Raw genomic sequence first — 14,163 nt, 5'->3', positions numbered from 1 at the left:
CACGACCCCGTGGCGACGAGGCCGGCCCCGGACGACCGGTGGACGAAACGCCTCGTCGCGGCGGCACGCGGGCTCCTAGACTCGACCCCATGATCACCCGCATCGATCTTCGAGGACGTTCCCTGTCCGCCCGCGAGCTCGTCGAGACCCTGCCGCGCGCAGAGCTCGGCGTCGAGGACGCGGCGCATCGGGTCGCCCCGATCATCGAGGCGGTCCGGGGGCGCGGCGCGGACGCGCTGCGCGAGTACGCCGAGCGGTTCGACGGCGTGCGCCCCGAGAACCTGCGCGTCCCGGCCGACGCGCTCGCCGACGCGCTCGCCGGCCTCGACCCCGACGTCCGGTCAGGCCTGGAGGAGGCGATCCGTCGCGTGCGGCTCGTGCACGCCGCGCAGCGCCCGCAGGACTTCACGGTCGAGATCGCGCCCGGGGCGCAGGTCCGCCAGCGCTGGGTGCCGGTGCGGCGCGTCGGGCTCTACGCTCCCGGCGGCCTCGCGGTCTACCCGTCGTCGGTGGTGATGAACGTCGTCGCGGCGCAGGAGGCGGGCGTCCGCAGCCTCGCGGTCGCGTCGCCGCCCCAGAAGGAGAACGGCGGCCTGCCGCACCCGACGATCCTCGCGGCCTGCGCGCTGCTCGGGGTCGACGAGGTCTACGCGGTGGGCGGTGCGCAGGCGGTCGCGATGTTCGCCTACGGCGCTGCGGGCAGCGAGCCGCAGGACGGGGACGTGCTGTGCGAGCCGGTCGACGTCGTGACCGGTCCCGGCAACGTGTTCGTGGCCGCGGCCAAGCGGCTCGTGCGCGGCGTCGTCGGCATCGACGCGGAGGCCGGCCCCACCGAGATCGCGATCCTCGCGGACGGCACCGCCGACCCGGGCCACGTCGCGGCCGACCTCATCAGCCAGGCCGAGCACGACCCGCTCGCGGCGGCCGTCCTCGTCACGCCGTCCGTCGAGCTGGCCGCCGCGGTCGAGGCGCGCCTCGCGGACCTCGTGACGGCGACGAAGCACGCGGCGCGCGTCGCGCAGGCGCTCGCCGGTCCGCAGTCCGCGATCGTGCTCGTCGACGACCTCGAGCACGGTCTGCAGGTGGTCGACGCCTACGGCGCGGAGCACCTCGAGATCCAGGCGGACGGCGCGGCAGCGCTGGCCGAGCGGGTCACGAGCGCGGGTGCGATCTTCGTCGGCCCCTGGTCGCCCGTCTCGCTCGGCGACTACATGGCCGGGTCCAACCACGTGCTGCCGACCGGCGGCTGCGCGCACTTCTCGAGCGGCCTCGGGGTGCACAGCTACGTCAAGGCGGTCCAGGTCGTCGAGTACGACCGTGACGCCCTGGAGGAGCTGGCGGACCGGATCGTCGCCGTCGCGAACGACGAGGACCTCCCGGCCCACGGCGAGGCGGTGCGGGCGCGATTCCTGTGACGGCCGCGCGCGAGCACCGCGTGCCGGTGCGGCGCGCGGTCCCGCGCGATGCCGACGACCTCGTCGCCCTGCGCGTGCACCTCATGCGCGCCATGGGGGAGTCGGACGCCGAGGACGGCGCCTGGCAGCGCCGGGCGAGGGAGTGGTTCGCCCGCAGGCTCGGCTCGGAGGACGTCGTCGCCTTCGTCGTCGACGCGCCCGACCAGGTCGCGGCGTGCGCCCTCGTCGAGCTGCACCGGTCGGTGCCGTCCGCGCGGAACCCGCACGGCACGACGGCGCACGTGTCGAACGTCTGCACCGTGCCCGGGGCGAGGGGCCAGGGCTACGCGCGCGCGTGCGTCGTCGCGGCCCTCGACTGGGCGCGCGCGAACGGGGCGGACTCGGTCTCCCTGCACGCCACGCCCGACGGCGAGTCCCTGTACCGCGGGCTGGGCTTCGTCGACACGACGTACACGGAGCTGCGCCTGCGGTGGTGATGCGCTCGCGGAGCCGTCAGCGGACCCCGAGGACGAAGGGGTGCACGGCGGTGGCGCCCGCCTGGCGCAGCAGGCGCGCCGCGACCGTGAGGGTCCAGCCCGACTCGGTGTAGTCGTCGACGAGGAGCACGCGGCGACCGGCGAGCCCCGCCCGCGCGGCGTCCGACAGCTCGAGCTGCAGGCGGCCGGCGACCCCCGCGAGCCGGGTCGCGGAGTTCACGTCGTGCCGGCCCGGCTCCTCGCGGCCCGGGACCGGCCCGACGGCGCCGATGAGCGGCTTGCCGAGGTAGCTCGCGAGCCCGTTCGCGAGGTGGAACGTGAGCCGCGGTCGCGTCGCCGAGCGGACCGCGACGACGCCGTCCACGAGGAGCCGGCGTCCAGCGGGAGCCGTGGTGCCGGGTTCGGCGCCCTCGCCGGGCCCGGTCTCCGCCTCCGGCGCAGCGGCGGCCTCGTAGAGCTCCGCCCAGTCGTCGAGCACCCGCGCGGCCGCGCGCCGGAGCGCGACGGGCGTGTCGCCGTCGGGCGTCCCGGGGGCGAAGAGCTCGCGCAGCGGCGCCGACCAGCCGAGCCCGTCGAGCCGCGCGACGGCCCGGCCGGTCTCCGCGAGCTCGTCCGCGCCGAGGCGCCCGCGCAGGTCGAGGCCCAGGCGGTCCATGCCGCTCGGCCACTGGCGACGTGCCACGACCTCCACCCCCGGGCGGTCCATGTCGGCGCGCGCGGCGGCGACGGCCTCGGCGTCCGGGAGCGCGGGCAGCGTCACGCCGCCGCACGTGTCGCAGCGCCCGCAGCGCCACCCGTCCTCGAGCTCCGGGTCGTCGAGCGCGGCACGCAGGAACGCCATGCGGCACCCGTCGGTCGCCTCGTAGTCGAGCATCGCCTGCTGCTCGGCGGTGCGCGTGGCGTCGACGCGCTCGTACCGCTCCGCGTCGTACGTCCACGGCCGCCCCGTGGCCTCCCAGCCGCCCTTGACGCGCCGGACGGCGCCGTCGACGTCGAGCACCTTGAGCATGCCCTCGAGGCGCGAGCGCTTGAGGTCGACCTGCGTCTCGAGCTGCGCGACCGACTGGGTCCCTCCCGTGCTCAGGGCGTCGAGCGTCGCGCGGACCTGGGACTGCGGCGGGAACGCGGTCGAGGCGAACCACTCCCAGATGCGCCGGTCCTCCTCGCCGGGCAGCAGCACGACGACGGCGGAGTCCACGCCGCGGCCCGCACGCCCGACCTGCTGGTAGTAGGCGATGGGCGAGCTCGGCGCACCGAGGTGGACGACGAACGCGAGGTCGGGCTTGTCGAAGCCCATCCCGAGCGCCGAGGTCGCCACGAGCGCCTTGACCCGGTTCTCCTTGAGGTCCTCCTCCAGGCGCTCGCGCTCGGCCGGGTCGGTCTGGCCCGTGTACGAGGCGACGGCGAGCCCCGCCGCGCGGAGCTGGCTCGCGACCTGCTCGGCCGCGGAGACGGTGAGGCAGTAGACGATGCCCGACCCGTCGACGTCCTGCAGCGCCTCGACGAGCCACGCGACGCGCGTGGGCTGGTCGGGCAGGCGCAGGACGGCGAGGTGCAGCGACTCGCGGTCCAGCCCGCCGCGCAGGACGAGCACGTCCTCGTGGCCCGCCTCGCCGGCACCGGCGGCCGCGCCGGACGCGTGCGCCGCGGTCACGCCGAGCTGCTCGGCGACGTCCGCCGTCACGCGCGCGTTCGCCGTCGCCGTCGTCGCGAGCACGGGGATGCCGGGCGGCAGGTCGGCGAGGAGCGTGCGGATGCGGCGGTAGTCGGGCCGGAAGTCGTGGCCCCAGTCCGAGATGCAGTGCGCCTCGTCGATGACGACGAGGCCGGCGTCGGCCGCGAGCCGGGGGAGCACCTCGTCGCGGAAGCCCGGGTTGTTGAGCCGCTCGGGCGAGCAGAGCAGCACGTCGACCTCGCCGGCGGCGATGGCCCGGTGCACGTCGTCCCACTCGGTGACGTTGGCGGAGTTGATGGTGACGGCCTTGATGCCCGCCCGCGCCGCGGCCGAGATCTGGTCGCGCATGAGCGCGAGCAGCGGGGAGACGATGACGGTCGGCCCGGCGCCGCGGTCGCGCAGCAGGCGCGTGGCCACGAAGTACACCGCGGACTTGCCCCACCCGGTGCGCTGCACGACGAGCGCACGACGTCGGAACGCCACGAGCGCCTCGATCGCGCGCCACTGGTCCTCGCGCAGCGCCGCGTCGTCGCGCCCCACGAGCGCGCGCAGCGCCGTCTCGGCGTCCTCGCGCAGCGACTGGCCGTCGAGCAGGCCCCGCAGCATGGCGAGCTTGGCCCGCTTGGCGGCCTCCCCGCCGTCGGGCGCGGGGGAGGACGCACGGGTCGGGAGGTCGGTGCCGTCCGGTACCGCCACGCGCGGCGCCGGCGCCGGGTCCGGGCCGGGCCCCGACGGCGCGGCCTCCGCCCAGGGGTCGCCGTACGGGTCGGCGGGCTCGTCGAGCGGCGGCGCGTCGGCCGGGTCGAAGGGCAGGTCGGCGTACGGGTCGGTGGGGCTCACCCGCACGATCGTAGGCGCACCTGCCGACCCTCGGGTCGTCGTGCACAGGCCGCGGCCCGCGGACCCCGGGGACGGGGTCGCGGGCCGCGGGAGCCGAGCGCGTGGGACGTCAGGAGCGCATGTCCATGACCACGCGACCGTCGATCCTGCCCTCCTCCATCTCGGAGAAGATCGCGTTGACGTCGTCGAGCGGGCGCACCGTGTACGTCGGGCTGATCTTCCCGCGGGCGAAGAAGTCGAGCGCCTCCGCCATGTCCTTGCGCGTCCCGACGATCGACCCGCGCACGGTCAGCCCGAAGAGGACGGTCGTGAAGATGTCGAGCGGGAACTTCTCCGGCGGGAGCCCGACGAGCGAGACCGTGCCGCCGCGGCGCAGCGCTCCCACGGCCTGCGGGAACGCGTGCGCGTTGACGGCGGTGACCAGCGCGCCGTGGACGCCGCCGCCCGTCTGCTCCTGGATCTCGGCCGCGGCGTCGGGCGACGTCGCGGCGTTGACCGTGACCTCCGCGCCGTGCTTGCGCGCGAGGGCGAGCTTCTCGTCGTCCACGTCCACCGCGGCGACGCGGCGGCCCATCGCGACGGCGTACTGCACCGCGATGTGCCCGAGCCCGCCGATCCCGGAGACCAGCACCCACTCGCCGGGCTGGGTGTCCGTGACCTTGAGGCCCTTGTAGACGGTGACGCCCGCGCACAGGATCGGCCCCACGGCGGACAGGTCGACCCCGTCCGGGACCACCGGGCAGTAGCGCGAGTCGACGAGCATGTACTGGCCGAACGAGCCGTCGACCGAGTAGCCGCCGTTCTTCTGGTGCGGGCACAGCGTCTCCCAGCCCGTCTCGCAGTACTCGCACTCGCCGCACGCGCTCCAGAGCCAGGCGTTGCCGACCGTGTCGCCGACCCGGACGCGGGTCACCTGGTCGCCCACCGCGACGACCGTGCCGACGCCCTCGTGTCCGGGCACGAACGGGGGCGAGGGCTTCACCGGCCAGTCGCCGTGCGCGGCGTGCAGGTCCGTGTGGCACACGCCGGTGTAGTCGACCTTGACGAGGGCCTCGTGCGGTCCGGGGGTGGGGACCTCGACCTCGTCGACGCGCAGCGGGTCCGTGAAGGAGTGGACGACGGCGGCACGCATGGTGGGCATGACGATCACCTCGGTTGCTCGGGGAGAGTGGCGGCCGGACCGTGCCGGCGGTCCTGCCTCGTCCTCGACGCTACGCGCGCCGGGGAGGGCCGGCGCGGTGAGCGGCGGTATCGACGACTCAGGGCCGTGCGGCTCGTGACCTTCGCCTCTCCACGACGAGGGCGAGAGTCCCCGCCACCACGACGACCCACTCGCTCACCGCGGCGAGCACCTGCTGCGTCCCGCCCACCGTCTCGTTCACGCCGAAGAACCCCACGGTCGTCGACAGGTAGAACGCGGCGAGGGTGAGCGCCCCGAACCCGACCGCGCCGAGGAGCGGGAGCCAGTGCCGCCACACGAGGACGAGGAGGCCGAGGACGAGCCCCGCGACCGCGTTGAGCGCGAAGAGCGGACCGACCACGTCGATGTCGCGGTACCCCTCGACGAACAGGGCGAGGTGGACGTCGGCCGAGAGCAGCAGCCCGGCGGCGGTCAGGCCGCGCAGGACCCACGCGCCGAGCGCGCGGCCCTCCCGGACGGGCGGCGTGGGCGGCCCCGTGGTCACGGACATCGTCGTCTCCTCCGCTCGTGGGCGGTCGGGGCGCGGGCCCGCGCGCCCCGGTGCTTCAATGGAACCGCCGCCGACGTCGTCGCGCGCGCCGGGCGGCCGGGGCGGGTCGAGGGGTCCGCCGTGCAGGCACCGTGCAGGGAGGCCGGACATGGACGCACCGCACCGCGCAGACGCCGCGCACGGCGCCGGACCCGACCGGAGCACGAGGGCTCCGGCCCGTGGCCCGGACCGGGGTTCGGCCCCGCGGCCGCGTGTCCCCCACGCGGCGACGCCGACGCGGCGCGTCGTCCTCGCCGGGTCCGGCGCGGGCGCCGCGCTCGCCCTCCTCGCCGCGTGCGGCGGCGAGCCGTCGGGGACGCAGGACGGGGCGACGAGCGGCGACGACGGCTCCGGCGGGGGCGAGGCCGTCGTCGAGCCCGGACAGGCGCTCGCCAGCACCGACGACGTCCCGGTCGGCGGGGCGCTCGCGGTCACCGTCGCGGGCGCCCCGCTCCTCGTCACGCAGCCCGAGGACGGGACGTTCGCGGCCTTCAGCGCGATCTGCACCCACCAGGGCTGCACGGTCGCGCCCGGGGACGGCGAGCTCCTGTGCCCGTGCCACGCGTCCCGCTACGACCTCGCGACCGGCGCCGTGCTCGGCGGGCCGGCACCCGCGTCCCTGCCCGAGGTGCCCGTGACGGTCGACGGCGGCGAGGTCACGTCCGCATGACGTGGCGGCCGGCGACCGCGCGCCGGGCGCGAGGTCGGCGCGAGCCCGGCCACGACCAGCGCCGCTGCCCGCGTGCCGGACGTCACGGACGTCGGTGCGCACGCGGTTCGTAGACTGTCCGGGTGACCCCACCCTCCGTCGCGGGACGGCCCCTGCTCCCGCTGCGCCCCGAGCTCGCCGGTGTCGAGCCGTACGGCGCGCCGCAGCTCGACGTCCCGGTCCTGCTCAACGTCAACGAGAACCCGCACGCGCCGAGCGAGGCAGTCGTCGCGACGATCACGCAGGCCGTGCGCGACGCCGCCGCGGGCCTCAACCGCTACCCCGACCGCGACTTCCTCGGGCTGCGCGCCGACCTCGCGGCGTACCTGGGCGCGGAGTCCGGCGTCGCGCTGGGCGCCGAGCAGCTCTGGGCGGCCAACGGGTCGAACGAGATCATGCTCCACGTGCTGCAGGCGTTCGGCGGCCCGGGCCGCACCGCGGTGTCGTTCGCGCCCACGTACTCGATGTACCCGGAGTACGCGCGCGACACCCACACGGCGTGGGTCGTCGGGCGCCGCGCCGAGGACTTCACGCTCGATCCGGAGCACGCGCGCGAGGTGGTCGCGCGCGAGCAGCCGTCCGTCGTCCTGCTCGCGAGCCCCAACAACCCGACCGGGACCGCGCTGCCCGCGGCGACCGTCGAGGCGGTGTGCGAGGCGGCGCTCGCGGTCCGCGTGCCGCTCGCCGACGGGCGCGAGGCGCCGGCCGTCGTCGTCGTCGACGAGGCGTACGGCGAGTTCCGCCGCGCCGGCACGCCCTCCGCGCTCGAGCTGCTCGACCGGTACCCGAACCTCGCCGTGACGCGCACGATGTCCAAGGCGTTCGCGCTCGCGGGCGCCCGCGTGGGCTACCTCGCGGCGTCGCGCGAGCTCGTCGACGCGCTGCGCGTGGTCCGGCTCCCGTACCACCTGTCCGCCGTGACCCAGGCGGTCGCGCGCGCGGCCCTGTCGCACTCGGCGGAGCTGCTCGCGCAGGTCTCGGCGCTGCGCGAGCGGCGCGACGAGACCGTCGCGTGGCTGCGCTCGCTGCGGCACCCGGACGGGCGCGCGCTCGCGGTCGCGGAGTCCGACGCGAACTTCGTCCTCTTCGGCACGTTCGACGACCGGCACGCGGTCTGGGCGGGCCTGTTGGAGCGGGGCGTGCTCATCCGGGAGACTGGTCCCGACGGCTGGCTGCGGGTGTCGATCGGCACCGGCGAGGAGATGCGGGCCTTCCGACAGGCCCTCGTGGAGGTGGCAGGACTGTGAAGCGCACCGCGCGCATCGAGCGCGCGACGTCCGAGTCGAGCGTGCTCGTCGAGCTCGACCTCGACGGCACGGGACGGACGGAGATCTCGACGACCGTCCCGTTCTACGACCACATGCTCACGGCGCTGGGCAAGCACTCGCTCATCGACCTCAAGGTCGTCGCGACGGGCGACACGCACATCGACGCGCACCACACCGTCGAGGACGTGGCGATCACGATCGGCGAGGCGCTGCGCGTCGCGCTCGGGGACAAGGCCGGCATCGGCCGCTTCGGCGACGCCACCGTTCCCCTCGACGAGGCGCTCGCGCTCGCCGTCGTGGACGTGTCCGGACGCCCGTACCTCGTCCACTCGGGCGAGCCGGAGGGCCAGGAGTACCACCTCATCGGCGGGCACTTCACGGGGTCGCTCACGCGCCACGTGCTCGAGTCGATCGCGCACCACGCGGGCATCTGCATCCACGTGCGCGTCCTCGCCGGTCGCGACCCGCACCACATCGTCGAGGCGCAGTTCAAGGCCCTCGCCCGCGCGCTGCGCGCCGCGGTCGCTCCCGACCCGCGCGTCGAGGGCGTCCCGTCCACCAAGGGGGCCCTGTGAGCACGCACGACGACGACGCGCTCGACGGCGTCGAGATCCCGGACGACCTCTCGTCCCTCACGGGTCCTTCCGCGGCGCCCGACCTCGTCGCGCTCATCACGCAGATCGCCGGGGCCGAGCCGCTCGCCGCGGCGTGCTCGCTCGCCCAGGTCGAGGCCGACGTCGTGCCGACCGACGTGGGCGCCGTCGCGGTGCTCCGCGACACGGCCGGCGACGCGCCCGCGCACGCCGCCGCCGCGCTGACCACCCTGGTCAAGGGCGTGCCGCTCGTGCTCGTGGCGCGCAGCGGCGAACAGCTCACGATGACGCGCTGGACCGACGGCGCCCCGGGCGACCAGCTCGCGCCGGGCCTCGTGCTCGGCGGCGCGCCCGAGGCGCTCGAGGACCTGCTCACCGGCACGACGACGCTCGCCGACCAGGCCGGCGTCGTCGCGAGCTCGTCGATCTCGCGCTGGAAGGCGATGCGGCTGCTCACGTCCGCCGCGCGCCGGGCCCGGAGGAGCGGCGCATGAGCGAGCCGGTCGTCGGTGAGGCGTCGGGCGTGCGGCGCCCGTCCGTCGTCGTCCTCGACTACGGGTTCGGCAACGTCCGCTCGGCCGTGCGTGCGCTCGAGCGCGTCGGCGCGGACGTCGAGCTCACCGCGGACCGTGCCGCGGCCCAGGACGCCGACGGGCTCGTCGTCCCCGGCGTCGGCGCGTTCGCCGCGGTCATGGCGGGCCTGCGCGGCGTCCGCGGCGACGAGATCGTCGGACGGCGGCTCGCCGGCGGGCGCCCCGTGCTCGGCATCTGCGTGGGCATGCAGGTCATGTTCGACCGGGGCGACGAGCACGGCACCCTGACCGACGGGCTGGGGGAGTGGGCCGGTCTCGTCGACCGGCTCGAGGCGGAGGTCGTGCCCCACATGGGATGGGACACGGTCGACGTGCCCGCGGGCAGCGTGCTGTTCCGCGGCGTCGAGGACGAGCGCTTCTACTTCGTCCACTCCTACGCCGCCCGGTCGTTCACGACTGGCCAGGACCTGCCCGCCGACTCGCCGATCCGGCGACCGCTCGTCACGTGGTCCGACCACGGCGGGAGGTTCGTCGCCGCCGTGGAGAACGGGCCGCTGTCCGCCACGCAGTTCCACCCCGAGAAGTCCGGCGACGCGGGCGCGACCCTGCTCGAGAACTGGGTCCGCTCGCTCTGACCGACCGCGCGCCGGGTGCACCTCGCCCGGCGCGCACCACCCGGCGCGACAGCGACGCGCCGCCGACACCGATGGAGAACCCCGTGACCGACCGCCTCGTGCTGCTCCCCGCCGTCGACGTCGCCGACGGCCAGGCCGTCCGCCTCGTCCAGGGCGAGGCCGGCTCCGAGACCTCGTACGGCGACCCGCTCGCCGCCGCGCTCGACTGGCAGTCGGGCGGTGCCGAGTGGATCCACCTCGTGGACCTCGACGCCGCGTTCGGCCGCGGCTCCAACGCGGAGCTGCTCGCCGACGTCGTCGCGCGTCTCGACGTCCAGGTCGAGCTCTCCGGCGGGATCCGCGACGACGCGTCGCTCGAGCGCGCGCTCGCCACCGGAGCGCGCCGCGTCAACCTCGGCACCGCGGCGCTCGAGAACCCCGAGTGGACGGCGAAGGTCATCGCGGAGCACGGCGACGCGATCGCCGTCGGCCTCGACGTGCGCGGCACGACGCTCGCGGCGCGCGGGTGGACCCAGGAGGGCGGCGACCTCTGGGAGGTCCTCGACCGCCTCGAGGCCGCCGGGTGCGCGCGCTACGTCGTCACGGACGTGACCAAGGACGGCACGCTGCGCGGCCCCAACCTCGACCTCCTGCGCGACGTCGCGGCGCGCACCGAGGCGCCGGTCGTCGCGTCGGGCGGCATCTCCAGCCTCGCCGACCTCGAGGCGCTGCGCGCGCTCGTCCCCGCGGGCGTCGAGGGGGCGATCGTGGGGAAGGCCCTCTACGCGGGCGCGTTCACGCTGCCCCAGGCGCTCGACGTCGCGGGTCGGCCGTGACGACGGGCTCCGCAGGGAAGGCGCTGCCGCCGTCCTCCGGCTTCGCGGGCGACGACGGCTCGGCGGACCCGGCGCTGGCCGCGCTCCTCGACGCCTACGCCGCGGGCTCGGGCTCGTTGGCCGAGGTCGTCGCGCGGCTCGGCGAGACGCGCGTCCTCATCCCGATCCTGGCCGAGCTCGAGAGCGCGGGCGAGGGCGAGCACGGGCACACCGTCGACAAGGAGGCATCGGCGGGCGTCGTCGCGATCGAGGCGCCGGACGGTCGCCGCGCGCTCCCGGTGTTCACGTCCGTGGCGACGATGGCGGCGTGGCGCGCGAGCGCTCGCCCCGTCCCCGTGGACGCCCGCCGCGCGGCGCTGTCCGCCGTGAGCGAGGACTGGTCGCTGCTCGTCCTCGACCCGGGCGGCCCCGTGACGGCGCTCGTGCCCCGGCCGGCCGTGTGGGCGCTCGCCCAGGGCAAGGACTGGTCGCCGACCGTCGTCGACGGCGCGGTGGACCCCGAGGTGCTCGCGGCGGTCCAGGGCGCGCTCGCCGGGATCCCGCACGTCGCGCGGGCGTGGGCGGAGCCGGGGCGGCGCGCGGAGGTCGCCGTCGTGCTGCGCATCGACGCCGGGCTGGACCGGGCGGGCCTCGACGCGGTGCTCGGTCAGGTCAACGCCGCCCTGGCGAACGACGCCGTCGTGTCCGAGCGCGTCGACGGCCTCGAGCTGCGGGTCGGCCGGGCGGACTGACCGTCCCGGGTCAGCGACGGCGCAGGCGGCTCAGGCCCCACGCGAGCGCGGCCGAGAACGCGACGACCGCCCCGAGCGCCTGCCCGCCGAGGATCACGCGGTTGAGGTCCAGCGCGGGCTGCCAGCGCACGCCCGCGTCGTCGACGACGTAGACCCCCTTGGCGACGACGCGGACCCCGAAGCCGCCCCCGCCTCCGGAGCCCTCGCCGCCCGCCTCGCCGCCGGCGTTGCCGGACCCGGGGTCGGACGACGCGCCCGTGCTCGGCGTCGCGGCCTCCTCGCCCTCCGCCGGCGCGGACGCGGCCCCGATGCGGCGACGCCAGTCGGCCGCGCCCTTGCCGGACAGCTCTCCCGCGCCGGAGCCCCAGCCCGAGCCGGTGCCGCCCCAGACGGTCGCGACGGGGATGACGAGCGTGCCGTCGCGCTCGTAGGACTCTCCGAAGACGCGACGCACGGTGAGCGTGTCGCGTGCCGCGTGGGTGATGTGCGCCGGGTCGACCGGGGACGTGTCCGAGCTCGCGTGTGTGCTCATGGCAGGAAGGGTAGACCTGCGGTCCCGGGTGCGCGCGGGGTGCGGCGCGGCGGGTCGTACCGGCCCGCCGCACCGCACCGACGCGCTCCCGCACGGGCGGTCAGGCGTCGCATTCCGGGAGGACGGTGAACGCCGACTCGTCGCCGAGCATCGTCTGCAGCGTGCTCACCGGGACGAGCAGCGACTTGTCGGTCGACGTCTTCGCGTAGACGACGCCGATGACCTCGCCGGCGTCGTTGAGCGCCGCGGAGCCGGAGCTCCCCGGCTCGACCGGGGCGTCGGTGACGAGCACCTCGCCGAGGTTCTCGTGCAACGGGTCCGTCGTCGTCCCGATGACGGAGCCCTGCGTCACCGTGAGCCGACCGCCCTCGGGGTAGCCCACGACCGTCACCGGGTCGCCCGGCGCCGGGTCGGCCGCCGCGAGGGTGGGGGCCGACGGGAGGTCCTCCGCCGTCCGGACGATCGCGAGGTCCGCGAGACCGGCCACGCTCGCGGTCTGGGCCGCGATGTCGCGGCCGTCGTAGGTGAGGAGCTGCAGCGAGCGTGACGAGTCGACCACGTGCTTGTTGGTGATGAGCGTCCGGGAGTCGACGGCGAACCCCGAGCCGGTCGACAGCCCGTCGCAGCGCACGTTGCGGATGCGCACGGCCATGCGCCGGACCGCGTCGAAGCCGTCCGCCGAAAGGTTCTCCGACCCCGCCGGGTCGTCGGGCGCGACGAGCGACGGAACGACCGAGTCCGGCACGGGCTCGGGGAGCTCCGGCAGGACGCCGCAGGCCGCCAGCGAGCCGGCGAGCAGGGACGCCGAGACGAGGGACCCGACGACACGCCGGCGGACGGAGCGCCCGGCGTCGCCCCGGGCGGACGGCCCGGGTCGGCGCCGGGTCATCCGGCGAGCTCCTGCTGGAGCTGGGAGTTCGCGTCCGTGGCCTCCTGGCACAGCAGGTCGACCTGGTCGGCGAAGCGCTCCAGGTCCGCGGGGTCGTACGCGTCGCGGTTGTTGAGGTAGCCGATGAGCTGCGTCTGCGCCGTCGTGCACTGGCCGAGCGCGGCCGCGACCTTGCCGGCCGCCTCCGAGACCCGGCTCTGGTAGTCGAGGTACTGCTGCGACGCCTCGTTCTCGTCGCCGAGCTGTGCCTTCTCGTTGGCGAGGTCGCTGATGCGGTCCTGCGCGGCCGTGAGCTGGGTGCGCGCGGAGTCGAGCTCGGCGTTCGCGCCGTCGAGCTCGGTCTGGAGCCGGGCGACGTCCTCGCCCAGGCCGCGGGCCTCGCTCTCCCAGTCCGCGCTCGACTCCTGCCACCGCGTCGTGGTGACCCACAGGTAGGCGCCCACCCCCAGGGCGGCCGCGAGGAGGAGGGACAGCACCACGATGGCGACCACCGCACCGCGGCGGCGGCGCGCTGGCGCGGTCGCGTCACCGGCGGACGGCACCCCCTCCGGTCCGGGTGCGCCGGTGCCCGGAGCGCCGACGCTCCGGGGGACGGTGGCTCCCGGGACCGCGCCCGCGCCGACGGTGCCGGGCGCGGTGCCCGAGGCCGTGCCCCGCGCCGCGGAGGCCGGGGCGAACGACGGCGGTCCACCGGCCGAGGCGCGCGCGCCCGGGTCCACGGGGGGCGTCGTCCCCCGCGGGACGCTCTCCGGTCGGGTCGGCGACGGCGGCGGCTCGTGGGACCCGCCGTGCGGCGGGGGCACCGGGGGCGTGCTCAACTCACGGCGCCCGTGTACTTCTCGCCCGGGCCCTCGCCCGGGGCGTCGGGGTAGACCGACGCCTCGCGGAACGCGAGCTGGAGCGAGCGCAGCCCGTCGCGGAGCGAGCGGGCGTGCTGGTTGCCGATGTCCGGAGCGCTCGCCGTGACGAGCGCGGCGAGCGCGTTGATGAGCTTGCGCGCCTCGTCGAGGTCGAGGTGGCCCTGCTCCTGCGCGTCCTCGGCCAGGCCGCACTTGACGGCCGCGGCGCTCATGAGGTGGACGGCCGCGGACGTGATGACCTCCACGGCGGCGACGTCGGCGATGTCGCGCACCGCGTCGGTGGCGGGGTCGGGCACGGCGGCGTTCTCGGTACTCATGGCGACCATCTTTCCATCCGGCGGCGGGCGTGGTGGCCCGGTGCGCGGGACGGGCGGCCGACGCGCCCCGAGCCGGGGACGACGTCGGCCGCCGCCCCGGCGAGGGGCGACGGCCGACGGGGTGCGACCGCCCCGCAGGGCGGCC

At 76.2% G+C, this 14,163-nt stretch carries 16 protein-coding genes; 9 read left to right on the top strand and 7 right to left on the bottom strand.

Annotated elements, in window-relative coordinates:
- Window positions 1-89: 89 nt before the first annotated feature.
- Both hisD and ABRQ22_RS10445 read left to right on the top strand, forming a co-directional pair.
- Window positions 90-1,415: a histidinol dehydrogenase gene (hisD, locus tag ABRQ22_RS10450; RefSeq protein ID WP_353709456.1), complete on the top strand. Its 1,326-nt coding sequence runs from the start codon at window positions 90-92 to the stop codon at window positions 1,413-1,415.
- Window positions 1,412-1,891 (top strand): GNAT family N-acetyltransferase, encoded by a 480-nt coding sequence (locus ABRQ22_RS10445; protein ID WP_353709455.1) that lies wholly within the window; start codon window positions 1,412-1,414, stop codon window positions 1,889-1,891. Before hisD ends, ABRQ22_RS10445 begins: the two co-directional genes overlap by 4 nt.
- Window positions 1,892-1,907: 16 nt before the next feature.
- Here ABRQ22_RS10445 and ABRQ22_RS10440 read toward each other — a convergent pair whose 3' ends face one another.
- The 3 genes from ABRQ22_RS10440 to ABRQ22_RS10430 form a co-directional block, all read right to left on the bottom strand.
- On the bottom strand, window positions 1,908-4,172 hold the full coding sequence (locus tag ABRQ22_RS10440) for a DEAD/DEAH box helicase (protein ID WP_353709543.1): 2,265 nt from the start codon (window positions 4,170-4,172) through the stop codon (window positions 1,908-1,910).
- Window positions 4,173-4,515: 343 nt separating this feature from the next.
- Window positions 4,516-5,547, bottom strand: a complete 1,032-nt coding sequence (adhP, locus tag ABRQ22_RS10435) for an alcohol dehydrogenase AdhP (protein WP_353709454.1) — start codon at window positions 5,545-5,547, stop codon at window positions 4,516-4,518.
- Between the two features lie 118 nt (window positions 5,548-5,665).
- Complete coding sequence (locus ABRQ22_RS10430) at window positions 5,666-6,097, bottom strand: hypothetical protein (RefSeq protein ID WP_353709453.1); 432 nt, start codon at window positions 6,095-6,097, stop codon at window positions 5,666-5,668.
- A 148-nt stretch (window positions 6,098-6,245) separates the two neighbouring features.
- On the opposite strand from ABRQ22_RS10430, the gene ABRQ22_RS10425 reads away from it, so the two are divergent.
- The 7 genes from ABRQ22_RS10425 to ABRQ22_RS10395 all read left to right on the top strand — a co-directional run bounded on the left by ABRQ22_RS10425 (window position 6,246) and on the right by ABRQ22_RS10395 (window position 11,420).
- Entirely contained in the window at window positions 6,246-6,806 is a 561-nt protein-coding gene (locus ABRQ22_RS10425; protein ID WP_353709452.1) for a Rieske (2Fe-2S) protein, read from the top strand.
- A gap of 122 nt (window positions 6,807-6,928) precedes the next feature.
- Window positions 6,929-8,092, top strand: a complete 1,164-nt coding sequence (locus ABRQ22_RS10420) for a histidinol-phosphate transaminase (RefSeq protein WP_253051388.1) — start codon at window positions 6,929-6,931, stop codon at window positions 8,090-8,092.
- Entirely contained in the window at window positions 8,089-8,688 is a 600-nt protein-coding gene (gene hisB / locus ABRQ22_RS10415; protein ID WP_047233989.1) for an imidazoleglycerol-phosphate dehydratase HisB, read from the top strand. Before ABRQ22_RS10420 ends, hisB begins: the two co-directional genes overlap by 4 nt.
- The gene (locus tag ABRQ22_RS10410) at window positions 8,685-9,200 is read left to right on the top strand and encodes a hypothetical protein (protein WP_353709451.1); all 516 of its coding nucleotides are present in this window, start codon (window positions 8,685-8,687) and stop codon (window positions 9,198-9,200) included. Before hisB ends, ABRQ22_RS10410 begins: the two co-directional genes overlap by 4 nt.
- The gene (gene hisH, locus ABRQ22_RS10405; protein WP_253051390.1) at window positions 9,197-9,874 is read left to right on the top strand and encodes an imidazole glycerol phosphate synthase subunit HisH; all 678 of its coding nucleotides are present in this window, start codon (window positions 9,197-9,199) and stop codon (window positions 9,872-9,874) included. The genes ABRQ22_RS10410 and hisH overlap by 4 nt, the downstream gene beginning before the upstream one ends.
- Before the next feature lie 71 nt (window positions 9,875-9,945).
- Complete coding sequence (gene priA / locus ABRQ22_RS10400) at window positions 9,946-10,689, top strand: bifunctional 1-(5-phosphoribosyl)-5-((5-phosphoribosylamino)methylideneamino)imidazole-4-carboxamide isomerase/phosphoribosylanthranilate isomerase PriA (protein WP_253051391.1); 744 nt, start codon at window positions 9,946-9,948, stop codon at window positions 10,687-10,689.
- On the top strand, window positions 10,686-11,420 hold the full coding sequence (locus tag ABRQ22_RS10395) for an SseB family protein (RefSeq protein ID WP_353709450.1): 735 nt from the start codon (window positions 10,686-10,688) through the stop codon (window positions 11,418-11,420). Before priA ends, ABRQ22_RS10395 begins: the two co-directional genes overlap by 4 nt.
- Before the next feature lie 10 nt (window positions 11,421-11,430).
- Here ABRQ22_RS10395 and ABRQ22_RS10390 read toward each other — a convergent pair whose 3' ends face one another.
- The 4 genes from ABRQ22_RS10390 to ABRQ22_RS10375 all read right to left on the bottom strand — a co-directional run bounded on the left by ABRQ22_RS10390 (window position 11,431) and on the right by ABRQ22_RS10375 (window position 14,018).
- Window positions 11,431-11,952, bottom strand: coding sequence for a hypothetical protein (locus ABRQ22_RS10390; RefSeq protein ID WP_253051393.1), 522 nt, complete (start codon window positions 11,950-11,952; stop codon window positions 11,431-11,433).
- Between the two features lie 100 nt (window positions 11,953-12,052).
- Window positions 12,053-12,841, bottom strand: a complete 789-nt coding sequence (locus ABRQ22_RS10385) for a serine protease (RefSeq protein WP_253051394.1) — start codon at window positions 12,839-12,841, stop codon at window positions 12,053-12,055.
- Window positions 12,838-13,560: a hypothetical protein gene (locus ABRQ22_RS10380; RefSeq protein WP_353709449.1), complete on the bottom strand. Its 723-nt coding sequence runs from the start codon at window positions 13,558-13,560 to the stop codon at window positions 12,838-12,840. Before ABRQ22_RS10380 ends, ABRQ22_RS10385 begins: the two co-directional genes overlap by 4 nt.
- Window positions 13,561-13,655: 95 nt before the next feature.
- Window positions 13,656-14,018 (bottom strand): DUF1844 domain-containing protein, encoded by a 363-nt coding sequence (locus ABRQ22_RS10375; protein WP_087472917.1) that lies wholly within the window; start codon window positions 14,016-14,018, stop codon window positions 13,656-13,658.
- Window positions 14,019-14,163 lie beyond the last annotated feature (145 nt).

The sequence above is a fragment of the Cellulosimicrobium sp. ES-005 genome, from assembly GCF_040448685.1.
GTDB lineage: Bacteria > Actinomycetota > Actinomycetes > Actinomycetales > Cellulomonadaceae > Cellulosimicrobium > Cellulosimicrobium cellulans_G.
Note: the sequence above shows the minus strand (reverse complement) of the source record. Positions and strands in the feature narration are given on the sequence as shown.

Bases quoted from the DNA above. Each gene is read 5' to 3' on its own strand.
- hisH (WP_253051390.1), top strand. From the start codon at position 9,197: ATGAGCGAGCCGGTCGTCGGTGAGGCGTCGGGCGTGCGGCGCCCGTCC.
- ABRQ22_RS10375 (WP_087472917.1), bottom strand. From the start codon at position 14,018: ATGAGTACCGAGAACGCCGCCGTGCCCGACCCCGCCACCGACGCGGTG.
- ABRQ22_RS10440 (WP_353709543.1), bottom strand. From the start codon at position 4,172: ATGCTGCGGGGCCTGCTCGACGGCCAGTCGCTGCGCGAGGACGCCGAG.
- hisD (WP_353709456.1), top strand. From the start codon at position 90: ATGATCACCCGCATCGATCTTCGAGGACGTTCCCTGTCCGCCCGCGAG.
- ABRQ22_RS10385 (WP_253051394.1), bottom strand. From the start codon at position 12,841: ATGACCCGGCGCCGACCCGGGCCGTCCGCCCGGGGCGACGCCGGGCGC.
- ABRQ22_RS10425 (WP_353709452.1), top strand. From the start codon at position 6,246: ATGGACGCACCGCACCGCGCAGACGCCGCGCACGGCGCCGGACCCGAC.
- adhP (WP_353709454.1), bottom strand. From the start codon at position 5,547: ATGCCCACCATGCGTGCCGCCGTCGTCCACTCCTTCACGGACCCGCTG.
- priA (WP_253051391.1), top strand. From the start codon at position 9,946: ATGGAGAACCCCGTGACCGACCGCCTCGTGCTGCTCCCCGCCGTCGAC.
- ABRQ22_RS10430 (WP_353709453.1), bottom strand. From the start codon at position 6,097: ATGTCCGTGACCACGGGGCCGCCCACGCCGCCCGTCCGGGAGGGCCGC.
- ABRQ22_RS10390 (WP_253051393.1), bottom strand. From the start codon at position 11,952: ATGAGCACACACGCGAGCTCGGACACGTCCCCGGTCGACCCGGCGCAC.